Here is a 15,786-nt window from a genome sequence, read left to right as displayed (position 1 = left end):
TTTATATTGGGATGCACCATTTGGCGCTTTCTGTATAAGATAAAGATATATAGGATAAAATATTGCTGGATAAAACGACGCGGCATGAAAACTCTGCGAATATTGTCGATGAATTGGCTCTTAACAGTTGAATAAACAATTCCACCCTGTTAAAATAATTAAAGAAAGCAGAAATGATTTTTTTTGGCTATGACGGGACGTTTTTTGTCATAGCGGGACATATAATGTCCAGCAAAAAAGGAAGGAACGTTTGAGTCATGAACCAGTTAATACAAGCTCAAAAAAAATTATTGCCTGATCTTCTGCTCGTTATGCAAAAGAGGTTTGAAATCTTGCAGTATATCAGGCTGACAGAACCCATCGGGCGAAGAAGCCTGTCTGCCAGTCTCGGAATCAGCGAGCGTGTGCTGAGGGGCGAGGTTCAGTTTTTAAAGGAACAGAACCTGGTCGATATTAAGACAAACGGCATGACATTGACAGAAGAGGGCTATGAACTGCTTTCTGTTTTGGAAGATACGATGAAAGATGTTTTAGGTTTGACTCTTTTGGAAAAGACATTAAAAGAACGTTTAAATCTAAAGGATGCCATTATCGTATCCGGAGACAGCGATCAATCCCCATGGGTCAAAAAAGAAATGGGAAGAGCGGCTGTCGCATGTATGAAAAAAAGATTTTCAGGCAAAAATATCGTCGCTGTAACTGGCGGTACGACAATTGAAGCTGTCGCCGAAATGATGACGCCGGATTCTAAAAACCGCGAGCTTTTGTTTGTGCCTGCAAGAGGCGGTTTAGGCGAAGACGTGAAAAACCAGGCGAACACCATATGCGCGCATATGGCGGAGAAGGCTTCAGGCACTTACCGGCTTTTGTTTGTTCCGGGACAGCTGTCACAAGGCGCCTATTCATCTATTATTGAAGAGCCTTCTGTCAAAGAGGTGCTGAACACCATTAAATCAGCGAGTATGCTGGTTCACGGAATCGGCGAAGCTAAAACTATGGCTCAGCGCAGAAACACGCCTTTAGAAGATTTAAAGAAAATAGATGATAACGACGCGGTGACGGAAGCGTTCGGCTACTATTTTAACGCGGACGGCGAAGTGGTTCACAAAGTGCATTCTGTCGGAATGCAGCTGGATGACATAGACGCCATCCCCGATATTATTGCGGTAGCGGGCGGATCATCAAAAGCCGAAGCGATCGAGGCTTACTTTAAAAAGCCACGCAACACGGTTCTCGTCACAGACGAAGGAGCCGCAAAGAAGTTATTAAGGGATGAATAATCCCTCAATATAAATATCTCTCACTTATTTAAAGGAGGAAACAATCATGGCAGTAAAAGTCGGTATTAACGGTTTTGGTCGTATTGGACGTAACGTATTCCGCGCAGCATTAAACAATCCTGAAGTTGAGGTAGTAGCGGTTAACGATTTAACAGATGCTAACATGCTGGCTCACCTTTTACAATATGATTCTGTACACGGAAAATTAGACGCTGAAGTTTCAGTTGACGGTAACAACCTTGTTGTTAACGGCAAAACAATTGAAGTTTCTGCAGAACGCGATCCTGCTAAACTTAGCTGGGGCAAACAAGGCGTTGAAATCGTAGTTGAATCTACTGGTTTCTTCACAAAACGCGCAGACGCTGCGAAACACTTAGAAGCTGGCGCGAAAAAAGTAATCATCTCTGCTCCTGCTAACGAAGAAGATATCACAATCGTTATGGGTGTTAACGAAGATAAATACGATGCGGCTAACCACGATGTTATCTCTAACGCATCTTGCACAACAAACTGCCTTGCGCCGTTTGCAAAAGTACTTAACGATAAATTCGGCATCAAACGCGGTATGATGACAACTGTTCACTCTTACACAAACGATCAGCAAATCCTTGATCTTCCGCACAAAGACTACCGTCGTGCGCGTGCAGCAGCTGAAAACATCATCCCAACATCAACTGGTGCTGCTAAAGCAGTTTCTCTAGTTCTTCCTGAACTAAAAGGCAAACTGAACGGTGGAGCAATGCGTGTTCCAACTCCAAACGTTTCTCTAGTTGACTTGGTTGCTGAACTGAACCAAGAAGTAACAGCTGAAGAAGTAAACGCAGCTCTTAAAGAAGCGGCTGAAGGCGACCTTAAAGGAATCCTTGGCTACAGCGAAGAGCCATTAGTTTCTGGCGACTACAACGGAAACAAAAACTCTTCTACAATCGATGCTCTTTCTACAATGGTTATGGAAGGCAGCATGGTAAAAGTAATCTCTTGGTACGATAACGAAAGCGGCTACTCTAACCGCGTTGTTGACCTTGCAGCTTACATCGCAAAAAAAGGTCTTTAATTTATAGCTGAAAAAGGACCTGACTTGGTTCTTTCGAATAGAAGCGCTATAATGAAAGCGGACAAGGGAAGGGGACGGACTCCCTTTCCCTTTTTCCATGAAGACCGGCTTTCAGAAAACGCTCTGTGATAGAGAAACGACCGCGTTTTAAGCAGCTTTGCCGGCGCTTTCGCCTAAGGCCGCTGCCCTGGCTTTTAGACGAACTGCCCTGTGCCGAAAAAGACTGCGATCTGCCCTAGCGGAGTTATCGCTTGAACAGACGGTTTCACGTTTTTCGTGCTGTATGCAAACCATTTTGAAGGAGGATCTCCTAGGCATGAATAAAAAAACTCTCAAAGACATCGACGTAAAAGGCAAAGTTGTATTCTGCCGCGTTGACTTTAACGTTCCAATGAAAGACGGGGAAGTAACAGACGATACACGTATCCGTGCTGCGCTTCCAACAATCAAACACCTTGCAGACCAAGGCGCAAAAGTCCTTCTTGCGAGCCACTTAGGCCGCCCGAAAGGCGAAGTGGTTGAGGAGCTTCGTTTAACTCCTGTCGCTGCACGTCTCGGCGAACTGCTTGGCAAAGAAGTGAAAAAAGCGGATGAAGCATACGGCGATGCTGTAAAAGCACAAATTTCCGAGATGAAGGACGGAGACGTTCTTGTATTGGAAAACGTACGTTTCTATCCTGGTGAAGAGAAAAATGACCCTGAGCTTGCAAAAGCATTTGCTGAGCTTGCAGATGTATATGTAAATGACGCATTCGGTGCTGCCCACCGTGCTCACGCATCTACAGCTGGAATTGCCGAGCATCTGCCAGCAGTTGCAGGTTTCTTAATGGAAAAAGAGCTTGATGTACTTGGAAAAGCGGTTTCCAATCCTGACCGCCCGTTCACAGCGATCATCGGCGGAGCGAAAGTAAAAGACAAAATCGGTGTAATCGAGAGTCTTCTTGATAAAGTAGACAACCTGATCATCGGCGGAGGTCTTGCTTATACTTTCGTAAAAGCGCTTGGCTATGAAGTCGGTAAATCTCTTCTTGAAGAGGATAAAATCGAGCTTGCGAAATCATTTATGGACCGCGCTAAAGAAAAAGGCGTTAACTTCTACATGCCTGAAGATGTACTCGTTGCAGATGATTTCTCTAACGATGCAAACGTGAAAATTGTGCCGATCTCTGAAATCCCTAGTGATTTAGAAGCAATCGACATTGGTACGAAAACACGCGAAACGTATGCTGACGTCATCAAAAACAGCAAACTTGTCGTGTGGAACGGACCAATGGGCGTATTCGAAATCGACTTGTTCGCTCAAGGAACAAAAGCGGTTGCGGAAGCATTGGCAGAGGCGAAAGATACATACTCTGTCATCGGCGGAGGAGACTCTGCGGCAGCGGTTGAAAAATTCGGCCTTGCTGACAAAATGAGCCACATCTCAACAGGCGGCGGCGCATCCCTTGAGTTTATGGAAGGCAAAGAGCTTCCAGGGGTAGCTGCACTGAACGATAAATAATCTCAAAACTGCTATAAGGAAGTGGAACAGATGAGAAAACCAATTATCGCCGGTAACTGGAAAATGAACAAAACACTCGGCGAAGCTGTCAGCTTCGTTGAAGAAGTGAAATCTTCCATTCCAGCAGCAGACAAAGCTGAAGCTGTTGTTTGCGCGCCAGCGCTTTTCTTAGAAAAGCTTGCTTCTGCTGTGAAAGGCACTGACCTAAAAGTCGGCGCTCAAAACATGCACTTCGAAGAAAGCGGCGCGTTCACAGGCGAAATCAGCCCGGTTGCTCTGAAAGACCTTGGCGTTGACTACTGCGTCATCGGCCACTCTGAGCGCCGTGAAATGTTCGCTGAAACTGATGAAACAGTTAACAAAAAAGCACACGCAGCTTTCAAACACGGCATTGTGCCGATCATCTGTGTAGGTGAAACGCTTGAAGAGCGTGAAGCCGGCAAAACAAATGATCTTGTTGCTGACCAAGTGAAAAAAGGCCTTGCTGGTCTTTCTGAAGAACAAGTTGCTGCTTCTGTTATTGCGTATGAGCCAATCTGGGCAATCGGAACAGGCAAATCTTCTACAGCGAAAGATGCGAATGACGTGTGTGCGCATATCCGTAAAACCGTCGCTGAAAGCTTCAGCCAAGAAGCTGCAGACAAGCTTCGCATCCAATATGGCGGAAGCGTAAAGCCTGCAAACATTAAAGAATATATGGCAGAGTCCGATATTGACGGTGCTTTGGTCGGCGGCGCGAGCCTTGAGCCACAGTCATTCGTTCAATTATTGGAGGAAGGTCAATATGAGTAAAAAACCAGCTGCACTCATCATTCTTGATGGGTTCGGATTACGTAACGAAACAGTAGGGAACGCAGTCGCTTTAGCGAAAAAACCGAATTTTGACCGCTATTGGAACCAGTATCCTCATCAAACATTGACTGCTTCAGGCGAGGCTGTAGGTCTTCCTGAAGGGCAAATGGGGAACTCCGAAGTAGGTCACTTAAATATCGGTGCGGGACGTATTGTGTACCAAAGCTTAACACGCGTAAATGTTGCCATTCGTGAAGGAGAGTTCGAACGCAATCAAACATTCCTTGACGCGATCAGCAACGCGAAAGAAAACAACAAAGCCTTGCACCTGTTCGGTCTTTTATCTGACGGAGGCGTGCACAGCCATATCAACCATTTATTCGCACTGTTAAAGCTTGCGAAAAAAGAAGGGCTGACAAAGGTTTATATCCATGGCTTCCTTGACGGCCGTGATGTAGGTCCGCAGACAGCGAAAACGTACATCAACCAGTTGAACGATCAAATCAAGGAAATCGGTGTAGGTGAAATCGCCAGCATTTCCGGACGTTACTACTCTATGGACCGCGACAAACGCTGGGACCGTGTAGAAAAAGCGTACCGCGCAATGGCGTACGGCGAAGGCCCATCTTACCGCAGCGCCCTGGATGTTGTTGATGATTCATATGCAAATGGTATCTACGATGAATTCGTGATTCCATCTGTCATTACAAAAGAAAACGGTGAGCCTGTTGCGAAAATCCAAGACGGCGATTCTGTGATTTTCTATAATTTCAGACCGGACCGCGCCATCCAGATTTCCAACACGTTCACAAACAAAGACTTCCGTGACTTCGACCGCGGCGAGAATTATCCAAAGAACCTGTATTTCGTCTGCCTGACTCACTTCAGTGAAACAGTTGACGGCTATGTAGCGTTTAAACCGATAAATCTTGATAACACAGTCGGAGAAGTATTATCTCAGCACGGGTTAAAACAGCTTCGAATTGCAGAAACTGAAAAGTATCCGCACGTCACGTTCTTTATGAGCGGCGGCCGTGAAGCTGAATTCCCGGGTGAAGAGCGTATTCTCATCAACTCGCCTAAAGTTGCAACGTATGACTTGAAGCCTGAGATGAGTGCTTATGAAGTGAAAGACGCGCTTGTCAAAGAAATTGAAGCTGACAAGCATGACGCGATCATTCTTAACTTCGCAAACCCTGATATGGTCGGCCACTCCGGAATGGTTGAACCAACAATTAAAGCAATTGAAGCAGTGGACGAATGCTTGGGCGAAGTCGTTGACGCGATTCTTGCTAAAGGCGGACATGCCATCATTACCGCTGATCACGGTAATGCTGACATTCTGATTACAGAATCAGGCGAACCGCACACTGCGCATACAACAAACCCAGTCCCTGTGATTGTAACGAAAGAAGGCATTACGCTGCGTGAAGGCGGAATCCTAGGCGACCTTGCACCAACGTTATTAGACCTTCTTGGTGTTGAAAAACCGAAAGAAATGACAGGAACATCTTTAATTCAAAAATAATTTGAAAATCAAAAGGAGAGACAAAACTCATGCCATACATTGTTGATGTTTATGCACGCGAAGTATTAGACTCCCGCGGCAACCCAACAGTTGAAGTTGAAGTATATACAGAAACAGGAGCTTTCGGCCGCGCATTAGTGCCAAGCGGAGCTTCTACAGGTGAATACGAAGCGGTTGAGCTTCGTGACGGCGACAAAGACCGTTACCTTGGAAAAGGCGTGTTAACAGCTGTTAACAACGTAAACGAAATCATTGCTCCAGAGCTTCTTGGCTTTGATGTAACTGAACAAAACGCAATCGATCAGCTTTTAATCGAGCTTGACGGTACTGAAAACAAAGGCAAACTTGGTGCGAACGCAATCCTTGGCGTATCTATGGCTTGTGCGCGTGCTGCTGCTGATTTCTTACAGATTCCTCTTTACCAATACCTTGGAGGATTCAACTCAAAAACGCTTCCTGTACCGATGATGAACATCGTAAATGGCGGAGAGCATGCTGATAACAACGTGGATATTCAAGAATTCATGATCATGCCTGTAGGTGCTCCTAACTTCCGTGAAGCACTTCGCATGGGCGCTCAAATCTTCCACAGCCTGAAATCAGTATTAAGCGCAAAAGGCTTAAACACTGCTGTAGGTGACGAAGGCGGATTCGCTCCAAACCTTGGTTCTAACGAAGAAGCACTTCAAACAATCGTTGAAGCAATCGAAAAAGCCGGCTTCAAACCTGGCGAAGAAGTTAAACTTGCTATGGATGCTGCATCTTCTGAGTTCTACAACAAAGAAGACGGCAAATACCATCTGTCTGGCGAAGGCGTTGTGAAAACATCTGCTGAAATGGTTGACTGGTATGAAGAGCTTGTTTCTAAATACCCAATCATCTCTATCGAAGACGGACTTGACGAAAACGACTGGGAAGGCCACAAGCTTCTTACTGAGCGTCTTGGCAAAAAAGTTCAGCTTGTTGGTGACGACCTCTTCGTTACAAACACGAAAAAACTTGCTGAAGGTATTAAAAACGGCGTAGGCAACTCTATCCTGATCAAAGTAAACCAAATCGGTACATTGACAGAAACATTCGATGCGATCGAAATGGCGAAACGCGCAGGCTATACAGCTGTTATCTCTCACCGTTCTGGTGAAACTGAAGACAGCACAATCGCTGACATCGCTGTGGCAACAAACGCAGGACAAATCAAAACAGGTGCTCCGTCTCGTACGGACCGTGTTGCGAAATACAACCAGCTTCTTCGCATCGAAGATCAGTTGGCTGAAACTGCTCAATACCACGGTATTAACTCTTTCTACAACTTAAACAAGTAATAAAAAGACCGCCGGGATTTTCTCGGCGGCTTTTTTTATGCTTTCAGAGATCCAAATAAAGCCTCACCATATCACGGCATTGAATGCCGTTTTCAAAAATCTCCTCGTCGTAGTGTCTGATAAAAAAATCATGGTCGATCGCTTGAAGGCGAAATCCGCATTTTTGATATAGAGACAATTGATGGATGCTTGAATTTCCAGTACCTATTTCAATCACCTTTGCTCCCATGTGTTTCGCTTTTTCAATGGCGTCGAGGATAAGAAGCTTGCCAATGCCCTGTTTTTGCATTGTTTGTTTTACTGCGATGTTAACGATTTCTACCGTTTGTGGCCTAGTTGTGATGATCACGTATACACCAGCTAATTCGCCTGATATATAACCTGTGTAGCATTCTCCTCTGACCAAGTAGTCATCAACAATTTCTTTTGACGGATCGGCGAGCAGCAGAAGCTCATACAGCGCTTGATCAAAGTTTGTTGCTTTTTGAATGGTGAGGTGTTGCATTATCATTCCACCTTTTCATAGTTTATAGAGATATTTTCATGATTTTCTCCAATTTCTTACCATTCTATTATAAAATATGTAACATAGGAAATAAGCACAAAATATAGCGGGTAACAAACAGGAGGAAAGCCACATGTTTTGTAAGGAATGCGGTCAAAAAAATAATGAAGGAGCCAAGTTTTGTAAACAATGCGGCACCCCGATCGGAGGGGGCAGCAAACAGGCGAATCAAGAACCAGCTAGCACTGCAGAAACAAGGCAGGTTCCGCGAAAACCGATCCCTAAGAAAACCATCATTTTATGGAGCAGCATTGCCGCGGCGTGCGTTATATTATTCGCCGCATATAAAACCGGAGCGTATTTTACTTCAAAGGATAGGTTAGTTAACAAGTTTGAACAGGCCGTAAATGATGAGGATCAGGACCAAATCGCGACTCTACTTACACCGGTAAATGACAATCTTAAACTCACTAAAAATAATGTAAAACCGTTTCTTACATATTTGAAGGATCATCCAGACAAAAAAGATGAACTTTTTGCATCGCTGCGGGATGAAACAGCCCAGAAGGATATCGTATATGCAGAAAAAGACGGGAAAAGCCTGCTGGTATTTGACCATTATGACTTAAAGGTAGCACCTGTTTATTTTGAAGTGAGCAGCAATTATAAAAATACCGATCTATATGTCAATAAAGAGGAAGCCGGATCTGTAAAGAAAGCAGATCAAGCACAAACCCTCGGTCCGTACATTCCCGGCGAATATACAGTCTCAGCCAAACTGAAAAACGATGTCGTCGATCTTGTGAAAAAGGAAGACATTCAGGCGGTTGGCGATAGCAGCTTTCGTGTTGATCTCTCATTGGAAGCAGACGATGTGACATTCAGCTTAGCGGATGACATCAAGAGCGGGAAGGGAGATTTGCTGATTAACGGTAAATCAATTCATAAAGATCCGTTCAAAACTTTTACATATGGCCCTCTTTTGACTGATGGCAGTATGACGGCGACTGTGAAAACTGACTTTCCATGGGGAAAGCAAATGACTGATGCAATGCCAATTACAGGTAGCGACATGAAGATGAGATTAGTTCCTGATAAAGAAACAAAAGAAAACATCATAGAAACCATTAATAAGGCGACTGAGCAATACACGGCTGCCTTTTCCAATGGGAAAACCGAACAGATGACAAAAGCTGTATCCGATGTTAAAGCTCAAACGAAAAAACAAATTTCAGAGATGAAGAGCAATCATATGTATTATAAGGATAAATATATAGAAACAGATTACGATCTTGATTCATTTGCTATTTCACAAAGTGACAAGGGACAATGGATTGTTTCAGTGAACGGAAATGAACTTCACGAATCAGCTTATTTTGATGATTATACAGAACCTGAGATGAAACAAGAACATACAGCTTATCGTTATTATTTGTCGTATGATAAAAAACAAAAAGAATGGAAGCTTGAGAGTGCGGAGACCACTTCTGATTCCATAGGAGACCATATAAAAACTCTTAAAAATGAAAATCCTAAAATATACACCTCCGCTTGGGCGTCATCAAATGAGGCCAAAGTTAATTCCGACACACTTACAAAAGAGCAAGTGACATCATTTATGGTTGATTATCTGACAAATCAATCAAGTGCTGTGAGTTTAAATGAATTTGCAGTGATGGAAGGTAATTTGGAAAAAGGAAGCACATTATATGCTGATCAGCAGAAACTAGTTAAGAAATTGTATAGCGAGGGGACGACTGAAGTATTTATTGATGTAGAGGTCAAAAGCTTTAGCCAAAGCGGCTCGAATATCACAATTAAAACATACGAAGAATTCGAAATCACAAAATCAGGCGGCAGTCCAAAGCTCAGAACATATAACTGGACTTATACCGGCGTAGTGAAGAACGGAAGAATTTACTTAACGTCTATTCAATAAAACAACCCCATCACCAGCAGGTGATGGGGTTGTTTTTAAAAGAGCATATAACGGAAAATTTCTTTGACATAGTGTTCGATAATAAGCTGAAATGTAACGCAGATGATCAGATAAATCACAATCGTTGAGTAAATGACATCAATCTTCCCTTTATATGAATGCTGGTAACTGCTCAGCATCGCAGGAGGAATGGCGAAGAATGCACCGATTAAACCAACGGCTAATATGGTAAAGCAAATGTCTGTATGTAATAAAAAGAAGAAAAGGGCAAGAATCAAAATAGCCGTAAACGGTATGAGAAACGCTCCGAATCTTGAGAATGAATCCTTGAAAGATACTTGGTTTCCCGCGATTTTCAGGGCGAAAAAGATGCATGCATGCAGGCCAAATAGAAATAAAATAAAATAAATGGTTGGCTCTAAGAAGATTGCTGTAAAGCTTACGCTTCCGGGACCGTCTGAAAAAAGAATATAAAACATCAAAGGGGTCAGCAAACTGAAAAGAACCATCGTAATGATTGCGCTGATCAGCTGTTCTCCGCCTGTTGCTTTACATTCCTGATAAGGGCGTTTCAGGACGGATAAGACAAATGAACCGAACTGTTTTGCTGCTTGCTTTGCAGCGGTTCCAGTTTGAGCTGCATGCTGGTGGCCTGATTGACCGGAGAGCGGTGATCCGCATTTCTCACAAAAATTTCCGCCATCTGTTTGATGGCCGCATTGAGGACAATACATAAAATAACTCCTTTACCTGTAATATAGGGAAAATAGACTAATAGTTTTATTATAAAAGAAAAAAGTTGTAAAGTAATCAATATTCATACAAAAAAAGACACGTGCCCGATAGCAGCTGTGTCTTTTTTTATGCTAGTTATTCATATATTTCTCAAATACATCTCCAAAATCCTTAATATGATACTGCGAGCGAACGGATGTCAGCCAAGTAAATCCGAATTCGGTCAGCTCTTTGTATTGCGTTTCAATATTGACGTGCTCAGGGCGGGTATGGTGAAGAATCGTCACTGCTTTATCTAAGCTTTGCTCCGCTTGATTGATTAAAATGTCATTTTCATAGGTTGTTTCAGCGATGCGAAGCATTGCTTTATAAAGGTCTTTTAACTTTTCAATCTGGTCTTTGTGGACATCAATGTCGAATTGTTCACCGCCCAGCTTGAACTTAATTTCAACATCCAAATCCACTTTTCCGGCAGTTTCAAGAAAAACGTCAGAGATTTTATATTGCGAATAAGGATAGCGTTTCAACGTTCGTTTTGAGGAAGTGGCGCGTTCGCCGTCCACATGGATCAGGGCCAGGTTCGTAAAGCAATACTCGTCTGCTTTTGTTTTAATCAAGAAATAAATTTTCTCATTATCTTCATGCATGACATAGTCATCTGCGTCTGTTTTGTCATAGTCCTGAGGTTCGATAATTTTTCCGATATCAGATAAGCCCAAGGCATCTGCCGCAATTTTTTTGAACATCTGTATACGTCCTTCCTATTCAATTTGTCACTTCATTGTAGCATGGCGCGTTTCTGACAGGCTATAAAGGTTTACCGGGAAATCGCCTCCGGGTAAAAGGGTGGAGAATAATTCTATTTCCTGTGCAGAGACTATCAACAAGGAGGTATATGATGTTCTCATTTATCGTTCACGTCTTCATTTCTTTATTCGCAGTATCGAATCCGATCGGAAACGTACCGATATTTCTGACGCTGACAGAAGGCTATACTGCAGCGGAAAGAAAAGCGATTGCCCGGAAGGCAGCTATTTTATCCTTTTTTATTCTCGCAGCTTTTTTGGTTTTCGGTCATCTTATCTTTAAACTGTTTGATATCAACATTTACGCGCTCCGAGTGGCGGGCGGCATATTCATTTTCGGCATTGCCTATAATCTATTTAATGCGAAAGAATCGCACGTGCAATCTCTTCACCATGATGAACATAAGGAAAGCAAGGAAAAAGCGGATATATCAGTCACACCTTTATCCATTCCGATCATTGCTGGGCCCGGAACGATTGCAACAGTGATGAGCCTTTCCGCCGGACATAGCGGCATTGGTCATTATGTGGCTGTCATGATCGGCATAGCCGCCGTTATTGCCCTGACCTTTCTCTTTTTCCACTATTCTGCTTTTATCAGCAGCAAACTCGGAAAAACCGAGATGAATGTGATTACCAGACTGATGGGATTAATCTTAGCCGTGGTTGCGGTCGGGATGATTGGTGCGGGGCTGAAAGGCATGTTTCCGATCTTAACCTCATGATGCAAAAAGCAGCTCCCTTATTTTAGAGAGCTGCTTTCTTTTGTTTTTGGCACGTACCGAAAGACTTCCTCACTCTCAAAAAATTCAATCAACCTGCTCAGCCAATCATAGTAATGAAGCCATTCTTTTAATTCATTCAGCAGCTGATTGACTTTCTCTTCCGCTTCCGGGGTAAGCCCGTCCCTTTGTAAAAGATCACTCAGTTCCCGGTTTAATTTTTTATACAGCACTTTGTTTTTGCTCACGACCTTTGTCCAATTCGCCGCAAATAAAGAAATGAAGGTTTGATAATAATCCTGCTCGACGTCATAAAGGTCTTTTCGTACGCCTTTTTCAAACACCTTTTCGGCGATATTGGCATCGATCATTTCCCGGACAACCTGGCTCATCCGTGTTTTGCTCATGCCCGTTGCCTCAGAGAGCTCGCTTAAGGTCATTGGTTTTCGATTCATATAAATAATTCCGAGCACACGTCCGACAGTTGAAGGCATTCCAAACGTATGCATATTTTCGGCAATCTTCTCAATGAGATGCTCTTCAGCATGTTCAATGATGTCGAGAGCGGTTTTTTTCACAGCTGATCATCCCTTCAAATGGCAATTGATGGTGTCAATATATCATATTTCTTCCTGGTGTTGAAAATAGCTGAATGCAGAGGAAGTGGGAGGTATCCGGCGTAATTGTAAGAACACCCTTTCCGTCTTGGTCATAACAATAAATAATCTATAAATAACATATAATTTCAACACATTGTAAACTTTTTATTTTACAAAGTTCAAACTATAATAAGGATTATACTTTTCAGAAAATTTAAAGGAAACCTGCGGAGGTGCACGGATTGCTGAAATTGGAACAAGTGTCAAAAGTATATAAAGGCGGCAAAAAAGCTGTGAACAGCATTGATTTAGATATTGCCAAAGGTGAATTTATCTGTTTTATCGGCCCGAGCGGCTGCGGAAAAACGACGACGATGAAGATGATCAACAGGCTGATAGAACCATCGTCTGGAAGGATCTTTATCGACGGAGAAAATATTATGGAACAGGACCCGGTTGAGCTGAGGAGAAAAATCGGCTATGTGATTCAGCAGATTGGTTTGTTCCCCCATATGACCATCCAGCAGAACATCTCACTCGTACCAAAGCTGCTGAAATGGCCTGAGGAAAAACGGAAAGAACGGGCGCGCGAGCTGTTAAAGCTTGTGGATATGGGCCCAGAGTATTTAGACCGTTATCCGCATGAGCTCAGCGGCGGACAGCAGCAGAGAATCGGCGTGCTGCGCGCCCTGGCAGCGGAACCCCCTCTCATTTTAATGGATGAACCGTTCGGAGCGCTTGATCCGATTACGCGTGATTCCCTTCAGGAAGAATTCAAAAAACTGCAGAGAACCTTAAACAAAACGATTGTGTTTGTAACCCACGATATGGATGAAGCGATTAAGCTTGCCGACAGGATTGTGATATTAAAAGCGGGAGAAATCGTTCAAGTCGGCACACCTGATGAGATTCTTCGAAACCCGGCAAATGAGTTTGTTGAAGAATTTATCGGGAAAGAGCGCCTGATTCAGTCAAGACCGGATATCGAGCGGGTAGAGCAAATGATGAACAGAACGCCGGTGACGGTATCTGCGGACAAAACGCTTTCTCAGGCGATTCAGCTGATGAGAGAAAAACGTGTTGACTCGCTGCTCGTTGTGGACCGGCAAAACGTGCTGAAGGGCTATGTTGATGTGGAAATGATTGATCAAAACCGCAAAAAAGCAAGCATCGTTGGCGACGTATACCGTTCAGATATATATACCGTTCAAAAAGGGGCGCTTCTTCGCGATACAGTCCGAAAAATTTTGAAGCAGGGGATCAAGTATGTTCCGGTGGTCGATGAACAGAACCATTTAGCAGGGATTGTGACAAGAGCGAGCCTTGTTGATATCGTGTACGATTCCATTTGGGGCGACGAGGAAAACCAGCTCATGACGATCTGACCAGGGGAGGAGCTCTTTTAAGATGAATCAAATGATGACTTTTTTGCAAACGAACGGCGGAGAGCTGTTGTATAAAACAGGAGAGCATTTATATATTTCACTCATAGCCGTTGTATTGGGCATTATCGTTGCAGTGCCGCTCGGCGTTGCTCTTACCAGAATGAAAAAAGGCGCAGGTGCGGTTATCGGTTTCGTAAACATTGTGCAAACCCTGCCGAGTCTGGCGATTTTAGCCTTTTTTATTCCGCTTCTCGGCGTAGGAAAAGTGCCTGCGATTGTCGCTTTATTTTTCTATTCGGTACTGCCGATCTTGCGCAATACGTATACCGGCATTAAAGGTGTAAATAAAAACCTCCTGGAATCGGGGAAAGGAATTGGCATGACCGGCTGGGAGCAGATTCGGCTCGTTGAAATCCCGCTGGCGATTCCCATCATCATGGCGGGGATCCGCACATCAACGATCTACCTAATTGGCTGGGCGACACTTGCGTCGTTTATCGGGGGAGGCGGCCTCGGGGACTATATTTTTATCGGCCTGAACCTATACCAGCCTGAATATATCATTGGCGGTGCCGTGCCTGTCACAATTCTGGCAATTATCATTGATTATGTCCTAGCCGTGACAGAACGAAAGGTGACGCCGAAAGGCTTGCAAGGGATGAAGGAAGTTTCGTAAGGAGTTGGCTCTGTTGAAAATGACAAAAATCAAATGGCTTGGCGCGTTTGCTCTCGTCTTTGTCATGCTGCTAGGCGGCTGCTCTCTGCCGGGTCTCGGCGGCGCTTCTGACGACACAATCAAAATCGGGGCGCAAAGCATGACAGAATCAGAAATTTTAGCGAATATGATCGCGCAGCTTATTGAACATGATACAGATTTGAATACCGCTTTAGTGAAAAACCTCGGCTCAAACTATGTTCAGCACCAAGCGATGCTGGGCGGTGACATTGATATTTCAGCCACGCGCTATTCCGGAACAGATTTAACAAGCACCCTCGGCAAGGAAGCGGAGAAAGATCCAAAAAAAGCGCTGAACATTGTGCAGAACGAGTTTCAAAAGCGCTTTTCTTATAAATGGTTTGATTCCTACGGCTTTGATAACACGTATGCCTTCACCGTAACAAAAAAGTTTGCGGAAAATGAGCATATTAACACCGTATCCGACCTGAAAAAAAATGCCTCCCAATATAAATTAGGCGTCGACAATGCTTGGCTGAAACGAAAAGGCGACGGGTATAAAGGCTTTGTCAGCACATATGGCTTTGAATTCGGCACAACTTATCCAATGCAGATCGGGCTTGTCTATGACGCAGTCAAAAACGGGAAAATGGACGCCGTTCTGGCTTATTCAACGGATGGACGGATTAAAGCCTATGACTTGAAAATCTTAAAAGATGATAAGCGTTTCTTCCCGCCGTATGACTGTTCACCGGTGATTCCGGAAAAGGTGCTTAAGGCGCATCCGGAGCTTGAAGGTGTGATCAATAAGCTGATTGGGCAAATCGACACGGAAACGATGCAGGAACTTAATTATGAAGTGGATGGCAAGCTGAAGGAGCCGTCTGTCGTAGCAAAGGAATTTTTAGAGAAACATCATTATTTTGACTAAGAAAAGAGGTG

At 43.8% G+C, this 15,786-nt stretch carries 15 protein-coding genes; 11 read left to right on the top strand and 4 right to left on the bottom strand.

Going from position 1 to position 15,786, the window contains the following annotated elements; genetic code table 11:
* The first annotated feature begins 257 nt into the window (after positions 1–257).
* The 6 genes from cggR (at position 258) to eno (ending at position 7,477) form a co-directional block, all read left to right on the top strand.
* Positions 258–1,280, top strand: a complete 1,023-nt coding sequence (gene cggR / locus QF06_RS15355; protein ID WP_009968188.1) for a gapA transcriptional regulator CggR — start codon at positions 258–260, stop codon at positions 1,278–1,280.
* A 46-nt stretch (positions 1,281–1,326) separates the two neighbouring features.
* Positions 1,327–2,334, top strand: coding sequence for a type I glyceraldehyde-3-phosphate dehydrogenase (gene gap / locus QF06_RS15350; RefSeq protein WP_003219957.1), 1,008 nt, complete (start codon positions 1,327–1,329; stop codon positions 2,332–2,334).
* A gap of 316 nt (positions 2,335–2,650) precedes the next feature.
* On the top strand, positions 2,651–3,835 hold the full coding sequence (locus QF06_RS15345; protein WP_003243051.1) for a phosphoglycerate kinase: 1,185 nt from the start codon (positions 2,651–2,653) through the stop codon (positions 3,833–3,835).
* A 30-nt stretch (positions 3,836–3,865) separates the two neighbouring features.
* Entirely contained in the window at positions 3,866–4,627 is a 762-nt protein-coding gene (gene tpiA / locus QF06_RS15340) for a triose-phosphate isomerase (protein ID WP_003243394.1), read from the top strand.
* Entirely contained in the window at positions 4,620–6,155 is a 1,536-nt protein-coding gene (gene gpmI, locus QF06_RS15335; RefSeq protein ID WP_003228330.1) for a 2,3-bisphosphoglycerate-independent phosphoglycerate mutase, read from the top strand. Before tpiA ends, gpmI begins: the two co-directional genes overlap by 8 nt.
* 29 nt (positions 6,156–6,184) lie before the next feature.
* Entirely contained in the window at positions 6,185–7,477 is a 1,293-nt protein-coding gene (gene eno, locus QF06_RS15330; RefSeq protein ID WP_041850522.1) for a phosphopyruvate hydratase, read from the top strand.
* Positions 7,478–7,520: 43 nt separating this feature from the next.
* On the opposite strand, the gene QF06_RS15325 is transcribed toward eno, so the two are convergent.
* The gene (locus QF06_RS15325) at positions 7,521–7,988 is read right to left on the bottom strand and encodes a GNAT family N-acetyltransferase (RefSeq protein WP_076457576.1); all 468 of its coding nucleotides are present in this window, start codon (positions 7,986–7,988) and stop codon (positions 7,521–7,523) included.
* Between the two features lie 127 nt (positions 7,989–8,115).
* On the opposite strand from QF06_RS15325, the gene QF06_RS15320 reads away from it, so the two are divergent.
* Positions 8,116–9,921, top strand: coding sequence for a zinc ribbon domain-containing protein (locus tag QF06_RS15320; protein ID WP_041850523.1), 1,806 nt, complete (start codon positions 8,116–8,118; stop codon positions 9,919–9,921).
* A 35-nt stretch (positions 9,922–9,956) separates the two neighbouring features.
* Here QF06_RS15320 and QF06_RS15315 read toward each other — a convergent pair whose 3' ends face one another.
* Both QF06_RS15315 and QF06_RS15310 read right to left on the bottom strand, forming a co-directional pair.
* Positions 9,957–10,655: a zinc ribbon domain-containing protein gene (locus QF06_RS15315; RefSeq protein ID WP_041850524.1), complete on the bottom strand. Its 699-nt coding sequence runs from the start codon at positions 10,653–10,655 to the stop codon at positions 9,957–9,959.
* A gap of 132 nt (positions 10,656–10,787) precedes the next feature.
* Complete coding sequence (locus QF06_RS15310) at positions 10,788–11,402, bottom strand: PH domain-containing protein (protein WP_043940197.1); 615 nt, start codon at positions 11,400–11,402, stop codon at positions 10,788–10,790.
* Between the two features lie 149 nt (positions 11,403–11,551).
* Here QF06_RS15310 and QF06_RS15305 point away from each other — a divergent pair, with 149 nt between their 5' ends.
* Positions 11,552–12,187 carry an NAAT family transporter gene (locus tag QF06_RS15305; RefSeq protein WP_082044608.1) on the top strand — a complete coding sequence of 212 codons (636 nt, stop codon included), beginning with the start codon at positions 11,552–11,554 and terminating at the stop codon, positions 12,185–12,187.
* Between the two features lie 17 nt (positions 12,188–12,204).
* On the opposite strand, the gene opcR is transcribed toward QF06_RS15305, so the two are convergent.
* Positions 12,205–12,762 carry an opuC operon transcriptional regulator OpcR gene (gene opcR / locus QF06_RS15300; RefSeq protein ID WP_003228345.1) on the bottom strand — a complete coding sequence of 186 codons (558 nt, stop codon included), beginning with the start codon at positions 12,760–12,762 and terminating at the stop codon, positions 12,205–12,207.
* A 263-nt stretch (positions 12,763–13,025) separates the two neighbouring features.
* On the opposite strand from opcR, the gene opuCA reads away from it, so the two are divergent.
* From opuCA to opuCC, 3 genes are read left to right on the top strand one after another with little or no spacing between them, the layout of a single operon-like run.
* Positions 13,026–14,168 (top strand): osmoprotectant ABC transporter ATP-binding protein OpuCA, encoded by a 1,143-nt coding sequence (gene opuCA / locus QF06_RS15295; protein WP_003243370.1) that lies wholly within the window; start codon positions 13,026–13,028, stop codon positions 14,166–14,168.
* 22 nt (positions 14,169–14,190) lie between these two features.
* Entirely contained in the window at positions 14,191–14,844 is a 654-nt protein-coding gene (gene opuCB, locus QF06_RS15290; protein WP_003228349.1) for a glycine betaine/carnitine/choline/choline sulfate ABC transporter permease OpuCB, read from the top strand.
* A 19-nt stretch (positions 14,845–14,863) separates the two neighbouring features.
* On the top strand, positions 14,864–15,775 hold the full coding sequence (gene opuCC, locus QF06_RS15285; RefSeq protein WP_072173533.1) for an osmoprotectant ABC transporter substrate-binding lipoprotein OpuCC: 912 nt from the start codon (positions 14,864–14,866) through the stop codon (positions 15,773–15,775).
* The last annotated feature ends 11 nt before the right edge of the window (positions 15,776–15,786 follow it).

Source organism: Bacillus sp. YP1 (assembly GCF_000877815.1).
In the GTDB taxonomy this organism is placed as follows: Bacteria; Bacillota; Bacilli; order Bacillales; family Bacillaceae; genus Bacillus; species Bacillus subtilis.
Note: the sequence above shows the minus strand (reverse complement) of the source record. Positions and strands in the feature narration are given on the sequence as shown.

What these genes read in the sequence shown, in the direction of transcription:
- gpmI (WP_003228330.1), top strand. Translation starts at nt 4,620, where the DNA reads ATGAGTAAAAAACCAGCTGCACTCATCATTCTTGATGGGTTCGGATTA.
- QF06_RS15305 (WP_082044608.1), top strand. Translation starts at nt 11,552, where the DNA reads ATGATGTTCTCATTTATCGTTCACGTCTTCATTTCTTTATTCGCAGTA.
- tpiA (WP_003243394.1), top strand. Translation starts at nt 3,866, where the DNA reads ATGAGAAAACCAATTATCGCCGGTAACTGGAAAATGAACAAAACACTC.
- QF06_RS15310 (WP_043940197.1), bottom strand. Translation starts at nt 11,402, where the DNA reads ATGTTCAAAAAAATTGCGGCAGATGCCTTGGGCTTATCTGATATCGGA.
- opuCB (WP_003228349.1), top strand. Translation starts at nt 14,191, where the DNA reads ATGAATCAAATGATGACTTTTTTGCAAACGAACGGCGGAGAGCTGTTG.
- QF06_RS15315 (WP_041850524.1), bottom strand. Translation starts at nt 10,655, where the DNA reads ATGTATTGTCCTCAATGCGGCCATCAAACAGATGGCGGAAATTTTTGT.
- gap (WP_003219957.1), top strand. Translation starts at nt 1,327, where the DNA reads ATGGCAGTAAAAGTCGGTATTAACGGTTTTGGTCGTATTGGACGTAAC.
- QF06_RS15320 (WP_041850523.1), top strand. Translation starts at nt 8,116, where the DNA reads ATGTTTTGTAAGGAATGCGGTCAAAAAAATAATGAAGGAGCCAAGTTT.
- opuCC (WP_072173533.1), top strand. Translation starts at nt 14,864, where the DNA reads ATGACAAAAATCAAATGGCTTGGCGCGTTTGCTCTCGTCTTTGTCATG.
- cggR (WP_009968188.1), top strand. Translation starts at nt 258, where the DNA reads ATGAACCAGTTAATACAAGCTCAAAAAAAATTATTGCCTGATCTTCTG.
- QF06_RS15345 (WP_003243051.1), top strand. Translation starts at nt 2,651, where the DNA reads ATGAATAAAAAAACTCTCAAAGACATCGACGTAAAAGGCAAAGTTGTA.
- eno (WP_041850522.1), top strand. Translation starts at nt 6,185, where the DNA reads ATGCCATACATTGTTGATGTTTATGCACGCGAAGTATTAGACTCCCGC.
- QF06_RS15325 (WP_076457576.1), bottom strand. Translation starts at nt 7,988, where the DNA reads ATGATAATGCAACACCTCACCATTCAAAAAGCAACAAACTTTGATCAA.